Origin of the sequence: Bradyrhizobium sp. AUGA SZCCT0176 (assembly GCF_018130145.1) — a bacterium.
GTDB lineage: Bacteria > Pseudomonadota > Alphaproteobacteria > Rhizobiales > Xanthobacteraceae > Bradyrhizobium.
The window spans coordinates 343,165-364,029 of the sequence record NZ_JAFCMB010000003.1; the positions used below are offsets into that span (position 1 = coordinate 343,165).

Consider the following 20,865-nt stretch of genomic DNA (forward strand, 5'->3'; position numbering starts at 1 on the left):
CCTCGCAATCACGTCACTTGAGCACCCACCAGGTTGAAGGTGGCGCGCCCGCTTTGGGTAGGCTTCGCTGGTCTGCGTTGAAGCGCAGATTCAGTGTATCTGCGATGTCTCCGAGCACCTTGGTGCTATCCACTACATAAGAATGCCCGAAAGCACGGATGATCGGCGCAACCGCCGAAGCGTCTATGGTCTCGAATCCACTGAAAGTCAGGACGCCATCGGTCGTCTCGCCGACACGGCGATAATCGTGAACGACCTTCGAGGCCCGGAGCGCGACGTCCGAACTGGAAGCGTAGATCGTCCGATGCACGTCAATCGCAGCCAAGCCCGGCAAGATCTTGTCCTTGAAGATCTCCGCATTGATGTCGGGCGCCGCTAACAACAGCTCCTTGAGATTGGGAATATTCTTCCCGTTCGCCGCACGATCCTTCAGCACGGTCGTGACGAGGCGGTTACCCATGCTATGGGCGATCAAGAAAACATCCGATGCACCCAGGCCGGCGATCTTGTCCAAGAAATCGTCAAATGCCTTTTCGGATAACTGCACGGTTTCTTCGTCGTGCCAGTACCCCTTCGTCGTAGCGACGGAGGGCCAGCTGTAGAAGACTGCGGTGCCTGGAAAAGAGAGATCGTGTGCGAGTTGCGCGGTTCGCAAAGCAGCGTCTGCGAAACTCACGTTGTACCCGTGCACGAAGACGAGAAGCGACTTCTTGCTACTTTGGCCGATCACCTTGGACATTTCGGCGATCGCCGCGGCGGTGTCTAGCGGGACGACTTGTTTGAAAATGAAATGCTTCGACGGATTTGGACTCAATTCGAGTTTCCAAAGGCTAGGGAGAGGCATTTCTCCCAGTTTTCTGGCAGTTGGGATCGAGACAAGCGTTTTGCCGAATTGATTGCGGGGATTGCCCACTTGATCGTGGGGTTCTCGCTCCGGACCGAAAAAGTCCTCTGGCGCTGATTTTCCCGAAGCCTTCCGATTCGTCGCGAAATACGTCGTGACTTCCACCCATTTGGTGGGCGGGTCGTTGGCATTTCGGAATACTTGGATGGTCAAGTCGGAGCGTACGCATTCGCGTTCGAAAACAAGGTCGAGCAGCTGCTCTTGAACGCTCCTCAGATCCTTATCGAGTGCAGTCTTCTCCGGTCCATCGGAAAGGCCAGACCTGAGTTTTTTGATTTCGGTCGCTCTTGCATTCAGCTTTTCGATCCGGTCGTCCACATTTGGATCCGCAGATGCTTTGATAGCAAGACATGGCTCCGAGGCTGGGGGTGTCGTGTTTTGTGCGAATGCAAAGCCACTCGCTGATACGAAAAGATACACGACGATCATGCGTACGATCGAACAGGCCAAATGAACCTCCGACAAAAACCCTCTTAGATCAACAACCAACGTTCCGAGGGAAGCAAGCCGCCGGTCGCCTTGTCGCGATGCTATAAATTCAACCGAAAGCTGTAAAGGCTGACTTAGCTTGCTGCGGAGGCGCACTCGGAAGTCGCGGCTCGTACCGACCGTTTCGTGCACAATATCGCCTTGCGCATCGAGAAAATGCTCGGGAGCTCCCTAGGTTCTATCGCTCAACTGCCTAGGGAAATTATGCCGCCGATTTTCGCCCGGCATAAGAAGACCCTTCGCGTTGGCGGGTTGACAGCTCCCGGACCAGTACCAGCCGGGCCTTTTCGCGGAGCGGTGTCCATTGTCCCAGACCGCGAGACTACGCCGGCGCAAATGCGCGGGCGGCCGCGAAACGAGCATCCGGAGCACCCTCTTCAGCGGCGGGGGGCTGGTGCACCGCGCAGATGACGGACCGCGGAGCTCGGCGATTGCATTCACCGTCCCTCGGGCTTGGAAAATTGTCCCAGTATGATGGAAATCAATCGATAAAATCCGACAGGAGTGCCATCCCAGGCAGCTACAGCCTCGTGCGCAAGTGCAGACCGGGAGGACCGATCGAAGGACCGTGCGCCAGGTCGAACGGAGTGATTTTCTGCATATTTGCATCATTTGGTGAGACTTGGCGTGAGGACCGGCGGATCTCGCCCCAAGGCGCGGCTGGCGCTCGACTGGTGCATTCCAGCCGCATCAGCCAAACTCAATGCGGTCACCGGTTATGCGGTACAAGCATTTCCAGACCGTTCGTTCGAACTCGCAGTCGAACCTGACGGACGCGCTGAGCTTGGCTATTTTGGCTCTATCTCTGTCTCGCACGGTCTGTTCCCTTGTGACATGATCACGTGAGCGATCTCGTTGGCGCCTGGTCGCCTCGTGTCGATCGCAGCAATCTTGCAGGGAGTGGCCGCGCTTATCCGAAATACGAGGAGTTCCGATACTGTTCGTTCGCGCCCCGTACTGTCGGAGGCCGTGCGCCAGATCCTCAGAACGGCGGACCTTGGCCGTCCCTTGTCGACCTGCCATTCGACGAGATCACCGAAAACCTTTTCCGCTCCGCGCCAAGCGTAGCGCGTACGCGCTGTGCGCTCAGGTGGGAGTCTGATACCGAAACTCGCAACATTGCCTTCGTCGAAGAATTCGGCCGCGTGGCCCGCGGGCCCTGGACAACTCCAGGCGCCCAAACTCGTTCGGGATCTGTCCGCACAGATCTTGCCAGCGGTCGGCGTGTACAAGAAGCCGTCTGCCAGCGCGCAAACACTTGTGCCAGCCAAAAGCGTTGCAGCGAGAGCGGATACTGATGCCTTCATATCCGCACGGCCTGCGTCGGAAGGGGCGGTGGCAACCGACCTTCCCCCTCTTTGAACATCTGCTGGCGATCGTTCTGGAAATTGAGCGCCAAGAGGCGGATACCGCCGAAGAGCAGCATCAGGCCGATGCCAAAAATTGGAATAGTCAGGATCCCGTAGACGATCTTGAAGAGACCCGTCTTCAAGCGGAGGTTATGGCGGTCGATTACGGCGAGCCCGTCGGCTCTCACCCCCCAGAGCTGGCACCTGAAGACGTTGTTGCCGTTGAACAAACGGTCGACGTAAAAGCGTCCGTTTATCCCGAGTTCGAGGACAGCGCCGACGTCGTTGCAGACCGCGACCTTCTCGATCATCGTTCGCCGCCCCGATGCGTCGGTTACCACGACGTAGGCGTAGATCATGACGTTGTTGTCGAAGACGTTTTGACCCAACGCCGTCACCGTACCCTCAACTTTGAACAGATTCACGACGATCCTCCATGTAGAACCAGCCGAACTTATGCGCTCGCCGGTAAATATATGATAAATCACATGGACCGAAATCGACCTATTGCCCGACCGTGCCCCCATGGCTCGGTCGGGATTCGAAAAGAGATTTCCAACGCGGGACTCGGTAGCCACCAAAGCTCTGGCTGCGAACGTCCGGCGGCTCAGGAAGGAAAAAGGGTGGACGCAAGACGTCCTGGCCGCCGAGATTGGCGTCGAGCAGGGCGTCATCAGCCGGATCGAGAACGGCCGCGCGAACCCGACTCTTCAAGTTCTCGAAACGCTCGCGGCGACGCTGGAAGTGCGGATCGAGCAGCTGTTCGAGGTTCAACCGAAGTCAAAGCGAGTCAAAGATCGCTAGAGAGATTTCGGCTATCCGGAATATCGCGTGGAAGGGGCATGCCGCTTTAGGCCCCGTCCGAGGAAGGGCATGACACGTCTCCCGACTGATTGCTTCGACCGAAAGGTGAGCTCCTGATCGGGCGAGTATCGCCTTACTTCCGTCGCGCGCCGCGCATTGCTGCCATCCCTCCAAGTACCGACACCAGCAGTTCCGCGTCTTCCGGCGTGCCGTCCCACACCGCAAGAGCGCTGTCCACAATCCGCTTCTTCGCAATCTCGTCAGTCCGCGAAGGGCTGAAAAATCGAAGGGGGTCAATACCAAGATGTATGCAAATTTGCATAATATTGTGGCTCATTCCCTTGAAATCCTCGGCCATTACCCGGCTAACCTGGCTCTGATCGACCCCGCATCCGTCAGCAAGCTGCGACATTCCCAGCTTTCGCGCATCCATTTGCGCGCGGATCTCTCCCACCAGCGCTCGCTTCGATTCGCTTGCCAATTTCATGCAAATCTGCATAATCAGGACGATACGATTTTGCAACCTTGTTCAAAGACGCGTGTGCGACAGGCACCGCCGATGGAACAAGACTGGTTTTCCGGGTTATAGTCGGAGGGATCGATGGCGTGGGAAGCGAATAAGGTGATTGCCGTCAGGATAGATGTCGGACCGTCGATCATGCTTCAAAGCGGAGCATGGTTCGATTTCGCTGCGCCGCACTCCAGCCCCTTCACTATCGAAGACATCGCGCACGGCCTTGCGCACATCTGCCGCTATTCGGGGCAGTGCAATGGCTTCTATTCTGTCGCGGAACACAGCCTGTTGGTGAGCGAGACGGCCATCGGGTTCGAGTTGGAAGCATTAATGCACGACGCGGCGGAGGCTTTTCTCGGCGACATCACGCGGCCCCTGAAGCAGATGCTACCCGAGTATAAACGGATCGAAGGCGAGGTAGAGCGGGCGATCTTCTCCCGGTTCGGCATTCAGACACCGATACCTCGCGAGGTGAAGCAGGCCGACCTGCGCGTGCTCGCCGCCGAACAGCGCCAGATCATGCCTCGAGGAACGGACGATTGGCTGCGCGGTCAGGATGTCGTCCCGGCCCCGATCGTCGTGCGCAGTTTGCCCCCGGACGAGGCGAAACGCGCTTGGCTCGAACGCTTCGAGGCGCTGTATCCCCTACGTTCGAGAGTCAATAGCCTTCGATCCGCCCGGTGAAATGCGGTGATATCCACGCAGCCTGCTGGACGTAGCGGGCGCCCGCCTGTAGCACCCGCATCAGTTTAGTTCTCGATCATGTTCGCGACGGGGTCTTACAATGTCGCTCAGAAAAGACCAATCGCTCGATGAACTCGCGAGGATCGGCAACGTCGCCCAGTTCGTGAGTTATTCGCCCGGCGGGACGCTTCCTCTGCAGCAGTACTGCCGCGTGGCGGGGCACGAGCCGAACCATTCGTTCGATTCCGTCCGCGGGGGACTGATCAGCCTCATCGAACGCAGCCCTGAAGGCACGATCAACCTCCGCAGCTTCACGCCGGACAGTCCCCGCAGCAGGGATTTCCACTACGGCTTGGCGAACGTCGATGAAGCGCAATCGCTCCTCGAGCGGATGTCGGCGGAAGGCCTGTTCGTCATCGCGAACGAGACGGTTGACATTTCCGACGGCGGCGTATCCGGCGTGATCCAGGGTGGGGTCGCGGAATTCGCTCCGGACGACACTCCGCGATGCGTCGAGAAGGAAGGCACCGCGTCGATGCCGTCCGACTTGGCGCGCGCAGTCATCCGCATTGTATTCGGCTTCGAACCCGAAACGATAGCGGCCGATCGCGGCCGCTTGGAGTTCAGCATTCATCCGAAACCCCGCGGTTGGCGCCGGACGCATACCCTGATGTGGGAGTATGAAGGCACGGAATCAGCGCCGGCGCGACCAGCTATGAAGTGGCCGAACAGGTTCAGCCAGCACATCGGCGACAAGACGTTCGGACTTCTCGTCGCGCACGCGATCGGTCTGCCCGTCCCTCGCACGACCTGCTTCGCGAGAAGGGTCGCGCCCTTCTCGTTCGGACAGGATACCGCATCCCGCGAGGTATGGACCCGAACATGCCCGAGAGAGCAGGAACCCGGCCGTTACACGACGGTGAAAGGCTGGACCGATCCTTTCAAGCTCCTTGCGATCGAGGATCCACAAGGCACCGCCATCCCGGCCGTACTCTGCCAAGCCGCCGTCCCGGCGACCTATTCGGGTGCCGCAATCACTGATGCGAACGGCCAAGTGGTCATCGAGGGTACCGCCGGCGAAGGCGACCATTTCATGCTCGGTCGCAAGGTACCGGAGAAAATTCCGACTTCTATTTCTGCCGACGTCCAGGGACTCTACGAACACGCGAAGGCGGCTCTGGGTCCCGTACGGTTCGAGTGGGTTCACGACGGCTCTCGAGCGTGGATCGTCCAGCTACACAAAGGCGCGACGGACAGTGCAGCATCCACCATCGTGCCGGGCGACGCCCACCGTTGGGAGGTGTTCAAAGTTTCAAGGGGACTGGAAGCCTTGCGCGGCTTCCTCGATCAGCTCCCGGGCGACGTCGGGGTCCGCATCGAAGGTGAAATCGGACTTACCAGCCACATCGCCGACCTGTTGCGAAAGGCACGGCGGCCGGCTCGGATCGACAACTCTGCGCTCGCGGGACGCTGAATTCACGGACCGTCCGCGGAATTCGTTCCCTTCCGGCGCCAAAGCTCGGTCTGCTTTCCATTGTGTATGGAATGCACGGCTATGGCGTGATCCTTGATGTCGGACACTCCTCCGAGCACGGTGAGTTCGACGATCGCATTTTGCAGCGTCCGGGTTTTCCGCCTTTTCTCGAAAGGGAAGTCCGAGACGGGGAGAAAGGTATCGAGCCCTCGGGGTGCCGGATTGTAGATGGTGGCGCCACTGTTGATCGGGCTCAATCTGACGCGCTCCCGGTTGGCACCGACCACACTCGCCGTGTCGAGCGTCAAAACGGTCTGGGGCCGATCCCGATAGGCTCTTGCGCCGAGCAGTCCTCTGAGTTTCTCCTTCGAGAGCCAGAAGAAGACGCGCGAATTCAGCGTTTTGAACCATTCCGCCGGCGTAGTGCCGTCGGTGAGGCATTTTTCGAGAGCGGACGCCGTCATCGGCTTCTGGTCACGTACGATCGCATGCGGCAACCCATCGGTCGCGATCAGGACCGATTCCGGCCGTCTTGCAGCTTCGAGTTCGCGCCGAGCTTTGCCGGTGTATCCGTAGAGATCTAGCAGCGACGTCGTCGAAAGGAGACCGTGCTTGCGGATCGAATCCCAACTGCCGTCCTCGGCCATGTGCCAAAGGCGTGGATAAAGGCGGATCAGATCTTCTTCCTTCAAAGCCAGTTCCTCCGGTCGATGACACCAAACCGGTGGAACCGTGTCGAAATCAGTGACACGGGGGCGTTCGCGACGCGTTCGACGTCAGCGACGAAGGCCCTGGTTTCGTCGGTGAGCTGCTCAAAGCGCCGAGCCTGGCGATTTTCGACGCTGATGTAGTCGGAGAAGGAAAGCGCGATGTCGGTTGCCCCGTTGATCGCGGCGGAGCGGCGAAGTTGCTCCCAGTCGAACTCCGCTATCCTTCTCTGGTTACCCGACACCGAACCGACCTCGATTTCCGTGATTTCCTCGACCGAAATGCCAGACCTGTCAGCGACTGTCTGAAAATCGATCTCTATGCCCATGGGACCCGACTTTCCTCCGACTCGGATTGGATACCGTCGTACCACCATGACGACCTTCCTGACCCGCGCGGGAGCCACACCGGCGTCCGCCAGACAGCCTGAGGCCGTCGTCTCCCTAGCCGTCACGTGGGGATAGTTGCCGTGGTGCAGACTCAGTCCGGTACCCTGCGTACCTTCGATCATCACGCGCGTTCCGGCACTATAGGCGTCCTCCAACTCTCGCTGCGCGGATTTCACGTAAGGCGCCAGATCCGGATGATCTTTTGCAAGCCGAACGGGATCTCCCAACATCGGTTTGCTGCCCCGGTTCAGGATCTTGCGCGCCAAAGCCGCGCCCGCTCCCTGCTTGGTCGAGCCAATCGATCCAAGCCCTCCGTCCTGGCCTTCGAACGACCTGTCCCAATCTTCGATCACCATCGCCTGCTCGTCGATGATAAGGCGGTCCGGCGTTAGCTTGCAGTCCCGGATTTCCTTGAGCATCCGCTCCGGAAGAATCGTCGAGCCCGCAGCTATCAGGATTTTCGCTGCCTCGTTGGATTGGGTACCCGAGGGAAGCTGCCGGTAATTGTACTTCGGGAAGGCCACGTTGTGGCCGGCATTCGGTCCGCCGACACGGACCAGAATGCCGTAATCGCCGGCAAGGTGAGCGCAGATATGGCCCTTACCCTCGCTGCCGTATTGTCCGCTCACGATCACGTCCACCAACGGCGTCACTGCCGTCGGGAACAGGCCCAGTCCGACGACCGCCTTCGCCAAGAGCGATGGCGGCTCGCATTTCCAATTCTCCACGACGCGATCAGCGATGCGATCGAGCAGCCATACTCCACTCTCGGTCGAATCCGCCCTCACCTGATCGTACTCAATGCCGGTGTCCGCGACGGAGTTCCGCTCGTCATAGCGCTCCTTGACGACCGCATACGGTGCGGCCACGTGGACGTGGACGAACTTCTCGCCAAAAATGCCGCGCAGATGATCTATCTGCTCCGGCGTCCGTACCGAGTCCACGAGAACGATATCGTGTTCGCCATGCAGCCGCAGATGGTTGCGGACGCCGTCGCAAACCCACGCGCCGTTGGTGTCGACGTCCAGCTTCTTGCCAGCCGCAATCAGTTCGGCACGCTGGTCCTTGGCGCCCGCCTCTACGAGAAGCGTATGGGTGGAGATCCGATAAGCGCCGAACCGCCGAACCAGCTCGTCCGCAAGGGCCGATTTGCCGACCGCAACCGGCCCGGATATCGCGATGACGTATCTCACAAGACCTCCCTCCCCCGTCCTGGCGACGAGGTCGAATCCCGACTTTAGAACTCAAGGTGATTAATCGGCGGGCAGTGCCTGACAACCTAGGTATTGCCCGAGGTCTTCCAAGATCTTGCAGTACGGGAGCAGCTTTTTCCTTATTGATTCAATGTCTTGTGCCAGGCTCCGTTTCGGGTACCATTCCTAGCAGTTCAGTTTGAAGTCGCCCGCTTTGGTGAGCGCACCTTGGACCCTCAGCCAGCGGCGAAATTGGCGAAAGGCCGTCTGGTTGGGAAGAACGAGGGTCAGGGGCGCGTTGAGATCGCGCCCTGCGAGAGAGCCGTGGCAAGGAAATGACACGCCACAAGCGCGCTTGCGCCGACGTAAGCCGCATCGGGAGACAGATGGAAAACTGAACGGCCAACTTCATTTCGGTGTGTACAGGCGACCGGCAACCGCCTTGGCGAGGCCTGCGGGCAGAATATCGCTCACAACGAGCCGCGCTCGAGATGTTCTTCGGTGATCGCGACGTTGAGACGGCTTGCGACGACTTCTATCGCGCCAAAGGTATGCGACTGACGATCAGGATCCATTTGCTTGTAAAGCGCGAGCAGACGATTCAATGCCGCTTCTGTTGCCATCGCCTCGAGTGCATTCACACCCGCGTAGTATAGGTTTGAGCGTCGCGCTCTGGCGAATGCGTCGGCCAGGTCGAACGGCACGTCCACACGCATGCGCCTGAGTTCATCGAGACCTCGCCGAAGATCATGTCCGTCCTGGTCCTCGTCCCATTCGGAAGCGTCGGGGTCGACGGCACTGAATACGATATCCTTGATCGCGTCGATGAGGTCCGGGCGATGCTTCAACAACCCGTTCAGCATTCTCAATCGTTGGACCTTCGTGAAGCCGTTAGTGGCGATCCACCGGTCGAACATGGGAGACCAAGACTCCACCGAGGGATGCGGCGCTGCAGGCTCGATTACATAGTAGGACCAGCCATCATGACTGATCGTTTCCGTCAGACCAGTGAGAGCGGCCCTGGATATTCCGGGAACCTCCGATGGCTCGTCCAGGCGGCTTTGCACCTTCTCAAGCGCCTGCAGACCAATGGCTATTTCGGGGAAACGGTTGAGCGACGTCAAGACAGCCTGCGCCATTTCGCTCGACAGCGTGTCCAATCGTTCAACCATCTCTATCATAGTCTCTCGATGGCCCGCCCGGACACGATAGATCCGCAGGATATCGGCAAGCCGCGCGTCAAGGCCTGGACGCTCGAGGATCTTGCTGGCCACCTCATGCCTGCCCGCCGCACCGCGCAGTGCCATGTTCATGTGCTCTACGAAATATGTCTTGGCTTTGGCTGTAACGCCATTGTCGGTCAGAATAGCCGCAAACGCTTCGGCCGGATCGAGGCATCGTGCCAAAACCCTCAAGGCCGCAGATTGAGCCTTCCAGTCGCTGCTTTCAAGGCCGTCTCTAGACAACAGCAAGTCGGCTTCATCCGGCGGCTCGATAATCGCGCCTCGCGCGGCGAGCCGAAGCCGAAGCGGAAGATCGACGTCATGAACCATGCCGACGAGCGGCAGCGCGTCTTCTGCCGCGACGCCTATTTGATACAGAAAATCCACCAAGCCATCGAAGTCGTTCTCGGTAGCCTCGGGACGCCTTGCATGGGCAGCGATCCGGGTCGCGACTTCTGGCGCTATCGCCTGAAGAGCGCAGTTGAAATCGCGCAAATTCATGAAAGCTTCGAGCTTCCGGTCGAATAGCTGCTGCACGACCGCGCGGGTAAGATCAGGGTCGGCCGCGCGGTTTATGATTTCGCCCGCACCGCTGTTCAACAGCCAACGCCAGCCAAGCCGCTTGCGGACTTCGGGATGAAGAGGGTTCGAGTAGGCGTCGACGATCAGTCGGCCCAGCCTTTCTCGGATACGATGGTCTGATTTCCCCCAGAGCGTCGCGAGCCGCGATCCGATCTCGTCGCGCAGTTCGGGAGCCACCGCAGCTCCATTGGCGACGCAACGGCCGATCAGCCGTAGTCCCGTCGAAAATACGTCGTCCGGTGCCTCGAGCATGACCTTCACGTGGGGCGTGGGGTCGGGGAGAAGCTCGAGCGCGAATTGAAGCACCTGCGCCCAAGGTCTCTTCACGACATCCCCGATACGGGCCGCGATCTGATCCGATTCCTTGTCAACGAGATGTACGGCCGCCAGGTATTCTTGGACGATTGGATACGGAAACTGAAGCCGGCCGTCGCTTGCAGAGCGCAGAACGCCGCAGGCGGTCAATTGATTCAGCATTGCTTCGGCTGGACCGTCGGCGTGCAAAGCGGTGGTCTGCAGCGCTTGCCGTCTCGACAATCCGATTTCCTCACGCTCGAGGCTGGTGAAGGCAAGAGCCTGCGCTACCTGCCGCAGTCCGACTCCCGTCAATGTGTGCTGGGATTGGCTCGCACGCCGGTCGGGGTCGAACAGAGTCGCCAAGTAAGTCTCGATGACATCCGCTCGCTTCCGAGGCAGCACGGCATTCGGCGACCAACTCGCAAGCATGATCGACAGGAACAGCGGGATTCGCGCGAGCCGCGCCAGGTCGGGATAGGCCTTCAGATCATCCGTAAAACTCCAGCGGTCGAGATCGGGCGACCAGGCCTTGAACTTTTCAACCAAACCGGAAATCTCAGGGTTGTCGAACGGCTGAAGTTCGAGCAATTCTCCATCGAGCGGACCGTTCAATGCAGCCGGGTCGCGAACGGTCAACAGCCATGGCACATCCGGAAAGCGCGACGTGAAGACGCCGATCTTATGCAGCAATGGCCCGCGCTTGGAGGTAGGCACCTCATCAAGACCATCGAAAAAGACGCAAATCAGGCCTTGATCGGCAAGTCTTTGCCAGTCGACCCGGACGGAAAACGCCCGATTGATCGACCCCTGCAGGAATTCCATTACGCTTTCGTCGTTCGCAGCGATCGCTCCGAGCGATATCGCCACGGGCACTATGGGGGTGTTCACTAGACCGGCTACCAGGGCGGAGATCAGCGTCGACTTACCCATGCCAGGTCCGGCAATCAGGATGCAGCGAGAAAGGGCGGTTTGGGGAAAGCGCGAAAGATCGATGTCGGCCGACTCGCGGACGGGATCCCAGCGCGGAATTTCATCTTCGAAGTCCTGTTCCTGCCCGGTGGCGCGGCGTCGAACGCGAGGCCATACGACAAGGTCTCGAATGGGCGAGCTGATGCCTCGGCCGGGGATCTCCAAGCGCGCCAAGCGGTCGAGGGTGCCTCGATAGGCGGCGAGCCCCCATTCGCGTGGCTCGAATAGGTCCGCGCCGAAGCTTTGCGACAGTCTGATCCGCAGCGGCAGGGCTCTAAAAATGCCTCTAAGCCTTGCCGAACCGCCGACCGTATCGCGGAGATTGGACAGGAGCGGCCTTGGTACGGCCGACGCCGTGCCGAGGTCGAGCCGCGTGAACCACGCCTCGATGTCGGCGAGAGGCAGAACGCGCAGCTCCGTGAATCTCAAAAGGCGGAAAGGGGAAACGGCGCTTGGAATTGCCTCTTCGATCGCACGATAGGTCTGGACCGTTTCGGGGCCCACGCGAGCCAGCAGCTCGCTGGCGTTGTCGGAGGTCGATGCCCGATCTATCAGCGCTTGCATCCGGTCCGAGAGGGCGGTCCGCCTTCCCATCGCGATGACGAGCCGATCATCCGGACCAAACGTGCGGTCCGCCGCCTGAGCAGCGAACGATTTCCAAAGGCCGTCCCAAGGCTCTCCAGACTGGCGGAGATTGGATTTCGCTTGAATCCAATCTCGATGCCCATCTGCGTATCGTACGACTATGTCGTCGACGTGGGCGGGAGCCTCCACTCTGACCTCGACGACGCGCTCTGCAGGCGGCATCCGCTGCAGGCTCAAGAGCTCGGCCAGATACTGCGCGGCGACGCTATTTTGGTAGAAGATGCCCTCTTGGGTCGAGGGGCCGGCAGGCTCGGCCATGGGTTGCTTTCGTTGAACGGACCGGTTGAAAACTACGACTATGAAAGCGCCTTGCGCAGCGAGCGGAGCATCGCCTCCGCATCGTCGATCTTCTTTAGCAGATCGGCGTTGCCCTTCATCTCCTGCAGGGTGGTCCAGGGCACCGCTTTCACGGCCGCAACAACGGCATCGATCTCACCGGACAGCCCGTCGCCCTTCTCCACGGGCTTTGTCGTACCAAGACGCAACGCCGCGGACTCGAGATCGCCCACGTCGGCGAGAAAGTGCGCTTTGGCGACGGGATCCGGCAGGATCGCGCGCAGTTTGCGCAGATCCTTGGAATTCGTGATGCGCTTCTGATTGACCTTCTTGACGACCGCCTCGACCACGCTTGGCGTGAGAAGCTTCTTGCTGACGCCCATCAATTCTCGAGCCCATGTGATGGCCGCACCCGGATCGCGAAGGCTAGTGAATTTTTCCGAAAGCTCGAACACCTCCACCAGTTTGTCGAGCTCGCGTACGGTAATGCCGAGGATGTTGGCGGCGCTCGCGCGGCCCATCAGATCCACGAGACGGTAGGCGACCATCTCCTTTTCCTTGGCGTCCCATTCCTTGCGCTGCCGATGGATGTATATCCAGACGCGCAGCCGGTCCTCGTCGCTCAGCGTGCGGTCCGTTACCTCGATGGGTATCTGCCGATATTCCTCCTTGCCCTGCTCAACCAGCACCTTCGAGTTGGACCACCTGCGGTCGCCGTCGATGATGCGGAACTTGCCTAGCAGCTGCGGGTGCGGCTCCACGAGCAGCGGTTCGAAAAGCCCGCCGTTCGCCTCGATCTGACGCTGAAGTTCCTCGTCGATCTTCGGACCGAGACGCGGTTGCTTGTCGTTGGGCACTATTTCATCAATGTCGGCCTTCGTGCGGTAGGTCCGAAGCACGGTCCGGTCCAGCCGGCGCTCCTGAAGATTGACGACGACCCGGCTGCGGTCCTCGGCGGCGTTATTCATCGTCGGCTCCGCCGAAGTCGGCTGTGCCGACGATGGCGTCGATCTCGTTGGTCAATTCGGCGCGGACGCGCTGCACCGAGCGGATCAGCTCGCCTTGGCGCTTCCAGGTCAAATCGTGTGCCTTCTTCTCCTTGACCTGCAGCTCGAGGAGGTCGTCGGTGTGGGTGTCAATCCGCGCAAGGATGTCCGCGCAGCGCTCCGACGTGATGAAATCGTAGAGCGCCGCAGTCTTCTGAGCGCGCTCGTCGCTGCTGAGGCGCAAGGTGTGGGTTTGCACCAGATGCCGGCGGATCACCTGCACCAACGCGACGACCCGAGCGGGACCGGCCAGGATGACGCCATCCTGCACATGAAGCTGGCGCGCACCCTTCGGAAATTTGCTCGTCGACAGGACGGCATGCTCGGCTTTCGCTGCCATCTGGTCCAAAGCCAACTTGGTCGCGAACTCGGTGCGCCATTGTTTGTGATTCTTGGAATCGTATATGATCTTCCCGCATTCCTTACCGTTGTGCATGACGGTGTGGAGGATGTCGGCGCCGGGCTGCCCCTTGTTGATCCGCTCGATCCGATCGCCTTCGAACTCTGACTTGAGGGCTTCGTAGAGATCGATCTCGGCCCCTTCGCCCAGCTCTTCGGCCGTTTTCTGCTCGTAGGCGCGCTTGAGGTCCTCGAACTTGGTCTGGATCTTGAGGCGCTCCTCGAAGGCTGCCGCCTTCTCGGTGTTGACGGCGTTGTCGATGGCCTTCTGCCAGACGTCGCGCTCTTCTTGCAGCTGAATCTGATGCGCCTGCTGGAGCGCTTCGACCTGGCTTGTCGCCGACGCGGCACCCGCTTCGGCATCAGCCTTGGCTTTCTCGAGGAACTCGATCCGCTTCTGCACGGCGGCTATCGCGGCAAGTTCGAGTTCTTTCCGGATTTCGGCCTCGCGCTCGGCCGACGCCTGCTTCAGATCCGCCAAAGCGGCTGCATGATCGTCGCGCTGTTTCGTCAGCGCGGTCTCAAGCGCCGCGGCAGTGAACTCTGCCTTGGCCTTTGCGGCGTCCGCGGTCTCAATGCGCCGGTTCAACGCGCCTTCTATTTCCTTCAGACGGCGCTCGCTGTGTTCCAGTTTACCCTGCGCGGCGGCATCTGCCGCCTGCGCGGCCTCAGCGCGGATCGCGCGTTCGCGCTCCGCAGCGTCCTCCTTCATCCGCTCGATTACAGCGGTGGCGCCGGCCGTCGCTTCATGAGCGACGGTGAGTTCGGCGCGCATTTGTGCTTGGGCAGCCCTGTTCGTCTGTTCGACCGCGGCGATGCGCTCTGCTGCTTCGACCTCGGCCGCGCGGCGCCCGGCCGTCTGGGCCTCCGCAGTTTTTGCTTCAGACGCTTTGCGCGCCTCCTCGAGAGCTGTTTCCTTATCGCGTGCGTGATGCTCTTGGAGTCGTGCGGTTATCTCGTCCGAGCGTTTGCGCTCTCGCGACTGGATCCTTGCCTTGATCTCCTCGAAGCGATCATGCGGGATCGGCTGGTCGCAGGTCGGGCAGGCTTCCGCCAGGAGCGACATCTTGCTGGCAGGCGTGAGCGCTTTGGCTTCAAACAGTGAGGGTTGCGAGGGCATCGGTCATTCCGAAAAATAGGTCCTAATTTCTCCTATTAAAGCCATCTTTTGTCAACAAATTTTGCTTTAGCATTGGAGTTCCGGCGGCTAATCCTTTGAAAATTCTCCATATATCAAGGGGATTAAGCTGACCCGGACTCGCATTTTAATGGGATGGGCTCCTCCGATTTTTTCTCGATTGGCTAAAAGGGCGGTCAATACCTAATTGACCGTTTACTTCTTGGACCCTATGTTGGGGTCAACAATACCTGGCCCGCCTCTCAACGATGCGCATATGGCTGGGTTTTTTATTGCCTAAGGCCGATCGCTCTTTGCGTATCCCGTTCCGAAAGCCAGCTTTGCAGCTGCACGACCTAACCACGCTAATGGCCGAACGCGGGCTCACGTTCGACGACTGGGCGGGCGCACACGAGCACCTCGAACATATCGGCTACTACCGTCTGACCGGTTACCTGTATCAATTCAAGACCGGCGACGAAAGCTTCCTGCCGGGCACCACCTTCGAGTCAGTCCATGACCGCTACATCTTTGACCGCAAGCTGCGCCTCCTTATCATCGAAGCTGTGGAGAAGATAGAAATCGCGGCTCGCGTATCGATCTCCGATTCTCTCGCGCTCAAGCACGGTGCGCATTGGTATCTGAATCGAGGGTTATTCGGGACCCCCAACTGGTTCTACAGCAAGGATAAGGCGAAGTTCGATCTAGCCGCTTGGCACGCTCGGTTCGTGGAGGACTCGAGAAGGCAGATCGAACAGAGCCACCAGGGCTTCATCAAGCACTATTACAAAACATATGCCGACCCCGAGATGCCACCATGCTGGATGGTGTTCGAGATCATATCGTTCGGGTCGGTATCCAATTGCTTCAAGTTCCTGAAAAGTCCGGAAGTAAAGGAGACGTGCAGGAAGTTCGCGTTGAACCATCACGTGCTCAGTTCCTGGCTGCATTCGATGTCTTATGTGCGCAATCTTTGCGCGCATCATTCCCGATTGTGGAATCATCAGATGACGATCAAGCCGATCGTGCCAGCCGATCGCCGTATGCAATTCAACGGCAGCCAGAACGAGCGCATATATGCTTCCCTGCTCACGATGCAGATTCTGCTGCAGAAGATATGGAAAGATAACGGTTGGGCTGAACAGCTGAGCGACTTGGTCGATGCCAGCGCGAATCTGCCCATGGACGAAATGGGCTTCCCGGCGAATTGGAAAGCTCGCAAGGAATGGGGGTTTATCCCCTGATTGCCAGCGTGCTGCGAAACTCGGCGCGCGTGCGGGGCGGCGCCATACCCACCTCCAGACGATCATCCACTGAAGACTGACGCTCCGTCTGCCGGATCGCACACTTTCATCCTTAGCTAATCACGCGCTTTCACCGCAAGATGGGCATGTAGCTGAAAGCCCAGGTTGAGCCTCGCGCCGTTGGCATTCAATGTCTGCGAACTTCATTTGCTGTCATGACCTGAATAGCAATTTGATCCACTGCCAGAAGCGCTGCCACAGGCTCTTCTGCGCTTGCATCGCGTCGTAGTGAGTTTTCCTGCGTTCCTGCTCGCCCCGGCGTCCGGCTGCGATCTGTGCCGCTGACCACTTATCGTACCAGATAATTTTTCCGTTCTGGATGACGTAGTGCGACTGGCACGCTTTCTGCCAGTTACCGACTGACGGCCAGACGCTTGGCCCGCCCGCGGTCTCCTTGACCGACCATTCCGTAGGACCGAGCGGCGTTCGAACCTTCTCACCGCAACCGCATGCGCACAGATGTGCTGCGGCGCTGAATTTTTCAGACACGTAGAGGATGCCGGGCTCCAGTTGCTTCGGCATGTATTCGACGCGTTGGAGTTTGAGGGCGCTAAGTTTCATTCTGAACCCGACCGGATGATCATCTTACAATCACTGAGACCGAAGATAAAATTTAACGAACCCGGATCGTCCTCTACGTAGAAGCCCTTGAGCTGTTTGTACCGGATCATCGCTATCGCGGCGTTGAGCGCGTTCAGTTCGCTGATCTGGATGTTGGTCTTGTACACATCGTCGGGCTTGTCGGCCAACGGGGCCAGCGCCATGTCTCTGACCTGCTGGGCCTGTTGATCGGAGTAATAGGTCGCCCTCATCATGCCTGAGATCGGGCCGTTCCTCCGACTCAGCCCCATGCCGACATCGATGAACGGAATTTTCTTCGCGATCAGCAAATCGAAGATGCCCGCGCGAGAGCTGCCTTTATCAACGCAGACGAAAGCGAACGTAACACCCTCAAGATCGTCGACACAGGAAGCGTCCACGAACTTCGCGGTTAGCTTGAGGCCGTGTCGGAAATTCTCATACCGGGCCTGATACACCTCCGCCTTGGAGCGTTTGAACTCGGCGTCGTCAAACCGTCCGGGCGAGCGGAACGCGTTGTGAACTTGAAGAGGGTCAACGTCGAAGCCCCGGATTTCCTTGACTGGCGTCTTGACGAGAAAATCGAGAAGGTAACCCCCGGTGCCACCGAGACCGATAACCGCAACGATTTCGTTCTTGAACTTGGCCGCGAGGTCGGTGATTTCGGCGCGGCTGGTCAGGGTGTCGTGAATCTTGAAGACCGAGTCGTCCGCGACCTTCTCGACGGACCGGAACGTAAGAACCCTGCCGCCGTGACGCGCGATCGCGGGTCCGGAGATGATGCCGACGTAGCTCTCGATCTTGGCGAAGAAATCGGTGAACGGGACCAACTGCCCGTTGACCCGTGGCTTGTTCGAGAACTGTCGCTGAACAACAACGTCAGCTGCCGCCTCGCTCAACGCGAGCTTGGTTGCACCGCCGCCAAGATTGGCGATCGGGCTGCCGTCGGTATTGTGCGGATGCGATCCGGCGAAGAAGATTTGGTGATCTTCCTGCACGACGTGATCGGGATCGGTGAAGACAAGCTTCGTGACGATCGCGCCGACTCGCTGTTCCAGCTTGTCATCGAGATAGAGAATATCGCGGACGATCAGATAATTGCTGTCAAAACCGACCGCGTATCCCTTATCGACGAGCTGACGGATGTCCTCGTTATGACTGACCAGTTTCTGAAACATTGAAGATCATTCCGTCTTTGACTTTGACCGACTCGCCCTTGGCGAGATCGCCTTCGGGTTTGTTGCCCTGACCCTTCTTGTAGGTGACCGAGTAGGTGATCTCGGGATGCTGGGAATAATCGGGAACCTCAAGAGTCACCACCTCGTCGTAGGTGATTTCCTTCTTGGTCCATTCATGGGCCGTGCCTTCCACGATGATCGTGACGGCATGGTCGTTGCCACCGCCGCCGCCCTGACCGGGGTTGCCGACGCCGTGACCGGGGTTGTCGCCGTGACCGTGATTGTCTTGTGCCATTCTCTCTCTCTCTCCTGTTCGTCAGTGTTTCTTGTCGCGCGGCGGAAACGGATCACGGCCCGGAGCGACAGTGTCAGAGTCACGCCATTTGCCGTCTCGACCCTGGATGCGGACTTCGCCGCCTCCGAGATCACGAACGGTGGACTTCGCCTGTTGCTCGGCGCGGCTCTGCTTGTGATGGACGCTTTCAGGCGCGGACGAGCCGCCCTTCTTCACGGCCCAGTCGCTGCCGTGCCGGACGACGTACCGGTCGTTCTTGGACATTCTCAGCTCCGTTATTCAGGCTTGCGCCATGCGATTCCGCCATGGCATGATTGCCACGACCGCCATGATGATGACCCGAATTGGCGGAACCGTCAAGTTTGCCATGTCGAAAGCGCCATGAACCAAAGTGAACCTATTGATATCTTTAAGGAACGTCTCAAGGCCGCCCGCGCCATGCGGGGGTTGAACCAAGCCGAATTAGCAGCAAAGGCGGGCCTACCACCTGCATCCGTGTCCCATTTTGAGTCGGGTCCACGGAAGCCGTCCTTCGACAACCTGAAGGCGTTGGCGACCGCGCTAGACGTCACAACCGACTATCTGTTGGGCCGCGCCGATACGCCCGAAGCATCGGCTGCAACGGTCGGGCGACTGCACCGCGATCTCGGCAAACTCACAGAGCAGGACCTGAGGCTTGCGACCGAGTTCGTCGAACTCCTTGTGAAGCAACGTGGGGTCAAGGAAAGCGAATGACCAGGAAGCCGGGCCCGGCACGCCGCAGTCTGGCCGAAGCAGCCGCGAGCTCGGTGCTTCGGCAGATGAAGATCGATGGGCTATGGGTGGACCCAGAAGCGATAGCAGCCTGCAAAGGCATTGCCGTAAAGGCGAAGCCAGACACTGCCGCCGGTGTGTCCGGGATGCTGATCAAGGTCGGTGATAACTTCGGCATCATGTACGCAACGCATGTACCGAGCCGTGGCTTCCAAAGATTCAGCATCAGCCACGAACTGGGTCATTACTTCATCGAAGGTCATCCTGAAGCCATTCTCACCACCGGGGTGCATCAGTCGCACGCAGGGTTCGTCTCTGGCGATCCGTTCGAGCAGGAAGCAGATTACTTCGCTGCCGCACTGCTAATGCCGGAACTTCCGTTCAAGAAGGCAATCGCGGATCATGATCCCGGCCTAGCTTGTGTCGAATCTCTTCGCAAGGCGTGCGAGACGTCACTGACAGCCACTGCCATCCGTTACAGCTCCCTCACGTCAGACGGCATCGCGGTCCTTTCCAGCTGCGGGGATACGATCGACTGGTGCTTCATGTCTGATGGACTCAAGCAGGCGAAAGGCCTGAGCTGGGTTCGTAAAGGCACCCCCGTGCCGGCAGCAACGGTTACGGCACGATTCAACGCGGAGCCCGGCAATGTGACGACAGGCCAGCGCGAAGCAGGCGAAGGGCGCTTGAATGACTGGGTGGGCGGAGACCGCCCATACCGTGTGACAGAAGAAGTCGTCGGCCTCGGCCGGTATGGTCGAACTCTGACAATCCTTACCTGCAAGAATCTAAGTTTGCGGGCCGAAGCTGAAGAGCCAGAAAACGATGAGGAAGCGCTAATTGAAAGCTGGACGCCGCGCTTCAGACGCTGATGTCGAGGCGGGACCGTTTAGCTAACATTCCCAGGCCGTGAGCTTCTTCGCTAGAAGCATCCCCACTGTGAAGATCGGTGGGGGTTATCCGCTCCCCTCCAAATCAACCTCAAAGAACACGCAAAAAGCCCCCGTGAGGGAGCCTTATCCGACGTTTGAACACAGAGAGTCGATCCGGCTTTCGCCCAGGTGCGGCGCATGGAGAACGATCTCCATCCGCAACACTGTTCACGAGCCCACGTGGAGGAGCTTCACACCATGGGAAATAGCAGTACTTCTGAGAGCCGCTGCGCATCGGTAAGGATCATCACGATCCGGTCGATTCCCAAACCGGCGCCGCCGGCTTGCGGCATGGGGGGAAGCCCTCATGGGACTGTTCGAGAAATTGGTCGAGCCGGACCTCGTCGGCCCGGTCGCACTATTCTGTTAGACTTGACTCGTCTGCCACGGCCCGCTGCGTGCCCGCAGCGACGCTGATTGATCGCCGCAAGAAGCCCCGTCCTCTCGACCGGTAGCTGCATATCGCAGCTGAAATCATCCGAGAAGTTTTGCCGAACGCACACGTTTCAATTTGAAAAATTACAATTCCACACGGGACACTAACTGGACACCCAGCTTTGTCAGGCCACTAACTATTTGAATTTATGGCGCTCCCTAGGGGAATCGAACCCCTGTTTCAGCCTTGAGAGGGCCGCGTCCTAACCGCTAGACGAAGGGAGCGTTGGCTTGAGGGAATAGCCGCGAAATCGTCCGGCTGCAAGGCGCTGAAGGCCATGGTTTTGCGTGATTTTGGCGGTCTGGCATCGAAATCAGGCTTCAGGG

Annotated in this window: 19 protein-coding genes, 1 tRNA gene and 1 pseudogene; 6 read left to right on the plus strand and 15 right to left on the minus strand. The window is 59.1% G+C overall.

Going from position 1 to position 20,865, the window contains the following annotated elements; genetic code table 11:
• Positions 1-13: 13 nt before the first annotated feature.
• A complete protein-coding gene (locus JQ600_RS36795; protein WP_212489867.1) occupies positions 14-1,222 on the minus strand; it encodes an alpha/beta hydrolase in 1,209 nt (402 codons plus the stop codon).
• Between the two features lie 1,474 nt (positions 1,223-2,696).
• Positions 2,697-3,167, minus strand: a complete 471-nt coding sequence (locus tag JQ600_RS09850) for a hypothetical protein (protein WP_212489868.1) — start codon at positions 3,165-3,167, stop codon at positions 2,697-2,699.
• A 100-nt stretch (positions 3,168-3,267) separates the two neighbouring features.
• Between JQ600_RS09850 and JQ600_RS37565 the strand changes: the two genes are divergently transcribed.
• Positions 3,268-3,546 (plus strand): helix-turn-helix domain-containing protein, encoded by a 279-nt coding sequence (locus JQ600_RS37565; protein WP_409410653.1) that lies wholly within the window; start codon positions 3,268-3,270, stop codon positions 3,544-3,546.
• Positions 3,547-3,679: 133 nt separating this feature from the next.
• Here JQ600_RS37565 and JQ600_RS09860 read toward each other — a convergent pair whose 3' ends face one another.
• Complete coding sequence (locus tag JQ600_RS09860; RefSeq protein WP_212489870.1) at positions 3,680-4,033, minus strand: helix-turn-helix transcriptional regulator; 354 nt, start codon at positions 4,031-4,033, stop codon at positions 3,680-3,682.
• A 114-nt stretch (positions 4,034-4,147) separates the two neighbouring features.
• On the opposite strand from JQ600_RS09860, the gene JQ600_RS09865 reads away from it, so the two are divergent.
• Both JQ600_RS09865 and JQ600_RS09870 read left to right on the plus strand, forming a co-directional pair.
• Positions 4,148-4,744, plus strand: coding sequence for a hypothetical protein (locus tag JQ600_RS09865; protein ID WP_212489871.1), 597 nt, complete (start codon positions 4,148-4,150; stop codon positions 4,742-4,744).
• A gap of 100 nt (positions 4,745-4,844) precedes the next feature.
• A complete protein-coding gene (locus JQ600_RS09870) occupies positions 4,845-6,218 on the plus strand; it encodes a hypothetical protein (protein ID WP_212489872.1) in 1,374 nt (457 codons plus the stop codon).
• Positions 6,219-6,220: 2 nt separating this feature from the next.
• Here the strand turns inward: JQ600_RS09870 and JQ600_RS09875 are convergent, their stop codons facing one another.
• From JQ600_RS09875 to JQ600_RS09895, 6 genes and pseudogenes are all read right to left on the minus strand, one after another.
• The gene (locus JQ600_RS09875) at positions 6,221-6,910 is read right to left on the minus strand and encodes a DUF7002 family protein (protein WP_212489873.1); all 690 of its coding nucleotides are present in this window, start codon (positions 6,908-6,910) and stop codon (positions 6,221-6,223) included.
• Positions 6,907-8,010 carry an adenylosuccinate synthetase gene (locus JQ600_RS09880; protein ID WP_249135823.1) on the minus strand — a complete coding sequence of 368 codons (1,104 nt, stop codon included), beginning with the start codon at positions 8,008-8,010 and terminating at the stop codon, positions 6,907-6,909. Before JQ600_RS09880 ends, JQ600_RS09875 begins: the two co-directional genes overlap by 4 nt.
• Positions 8,011-8,187: 177 nt before the next feature.
• Positions 8,188-8,508: pseudogene (locus tag JQ600_RS36805) on the minus strand (adenylosuccinate synthase); the annotation flags it as partial.
• 470 nt (positions 8,509-8,978) lie between these two features.
• Positions 8,979-12,482 (minus strand): NACHT domain-containing NTPase, encoded by a 3,504-nt coding sequence (locus tag JQ600_RS09885; RefSeq protein ID WP_212489875.1) that lies wholly within the window; start codon positions 12,480-12,482, stop codon positions 8,979-8,981.
• 38 nt (positions 12,483-12,520) lie between these two features.
• Positions 12,521-13,468 carry a ParB N-terminal domain-containing protein gene (locus JQ600_RS09890; protein WP_212489876.1) on the minus strand — a complete coding sequence of 316 codons (948 nt, stop codon included), beginning with the start codon at positions 13,466-13,468 and terminating at the stop codon, positions 12,521-12,523.
• Positions 13,461-15,065 (minus strand): DUF2130 domain-containing protein, encoded by a 1,605-nt coding sequence (locus JQ600_RS09895; RefSeq protein WP_212489877.1) that lies wholly within the window; start codon positions 15,063-15,065, stop codon positions 13,461-13,463. The genes JQ600_RS09890 and JQ600_RS09895 overlap by 8 nt, the downstream gene beginning before the upstream one ends.
• Positions 15,066-15,403: 338 nt before the next feature.
• Between JQ600_RS09895 and JQ600_RS09900 the strand changes: the two genes are divergently transcribed.
• The gene (locus JQ600_RS09900; RefSeq protein ID WP_212489878.1) at positions 15,404-16,306 is read left to right on the plus strand and encodes an Abi family protein; all 903 of its coding nucleotides are present in this window, start codon (positions 15,404-15,406) and stop codon (positions 16,304-16,306) included.
• 213 nt (positions 16,307-16,519) lie between these two features.
• Here the strand turns inward: JQ600_RS09900 and JQ600_RS09905 are convergent, their stop codons facing one another.
• Genes JQ600_RS09905 through JQ600_RS09920 form a run of 4 tightly spaced genes read right to left on the minus strand, consistent with a single transcriptional unit; the run spans position 16,520 to position 18,682 of the window.
• The gene (locus tag JQ600_RS09905; RefSeq protein ID WP_212489879.1) at positions 16,520-16,927 is read right to left on the minus strand and encodes a DUF6527 family protein; all 408 of its coding nucleotides are present in this window, start codon (positions 16,925-16,927) and stop codon (positions 16,520-16,522) included.
• Complete coding sequence (locus JQ600_RS09910) at positions 16,924-18,123, minus strand: ThiF family adenylyltransferase (RefSeq protein WP_212489880.1); 1,200 nt, start codon at positions 18,121-18,123, stop codon at positions 16,924-16,926. Before JQ600_RS09910 ends, JQ600_RS09905 begins: the two co-directional genes overlap by 4 nt.
• Positions 18,098-18,418 carry a multiubiquitin domain-containing protein gene (locus tag JQ600_RS09915; RefSeq protein ID WP_212489881.1) on the minus strand — a complete coding sequence of 107 codons (321 nt, stop codon included), beginning with the start codon at positions 18,416-18,418 and terminating at the stop codon, positions 18,098-18,100. The genes JQ600_RS09910 and JQ600_RS09915 overlap by 26 nt, the downstream gene beginning before the upstream one ends.
• Before the next feature lie 21 nt (positions 18,419-18,439).
• Positions 18,440-18,682: a DUF2188 domain-containing protein gene (locus tag JQ600_RS09920; RefSeq protein WP_212489882.1), complete on the minus strand. Its 243-nt coding sequence runs from the start codon at positions 18,680-18,682 to the stop codon at positions 18,440-18,442.
• 117 nt (positions 18,683-18,799) lie between these two features.
• Between JQ600_RS09920 and JQ600_RS09925 the strand changes: the two genes are divergently transcribed.
• Complete coding sequence (locus JQ600_RS09925; protein ID WP_212489883.1) at positions 18,800-19,153, plus strand: helix-turn-helix domain-containing protein; 354 nt, start codon at positions 18,800-18,802, stop codon at positions 19,151-19,153.
• The gene (locus tag JQ600_RS09930; protein WP_212489884.1) at positions 19,150-20,043 is read left to right on the plus strand and encodes an ImmA/IrrE family metallo-endopeptidase; all 894 of its coding nucleotides are present in this window, start codon (positions 19,150-19,152) and stop codon (positions 20,041-20,043) included. The genes JQ600_RS09925 and JQ600_RS09930 overlap by 4 nt, the downstream gene beginning before the upstream one ends.
• 251 nt (positions 20,044-20,294) lie before the next feature.
• Here JQ600_RS09930 and JQ600_RS37570 read toward each other — a convergent pair whose 3' ends face one another.
• Positions 20,295-20,396, minus strand: a complete 102-nt coding sequence (locus JQ600_RS37570) for an amino acid--tRNA ligase-related protein (RefSeq protein WP_212489885.1) — start codon at positions 20,394-20,396, stop codon at positions 20,295-20,297.
• A gap of 292 nt (positions 20,397-20,688) precedes the next feature.
• Positions 20,689-20,763, minus strand: a tRNA-Glu gene (locus JQ600_RS09940).
• Positions 20,764-20,865 lie beyond the last annotated feature (102 nt).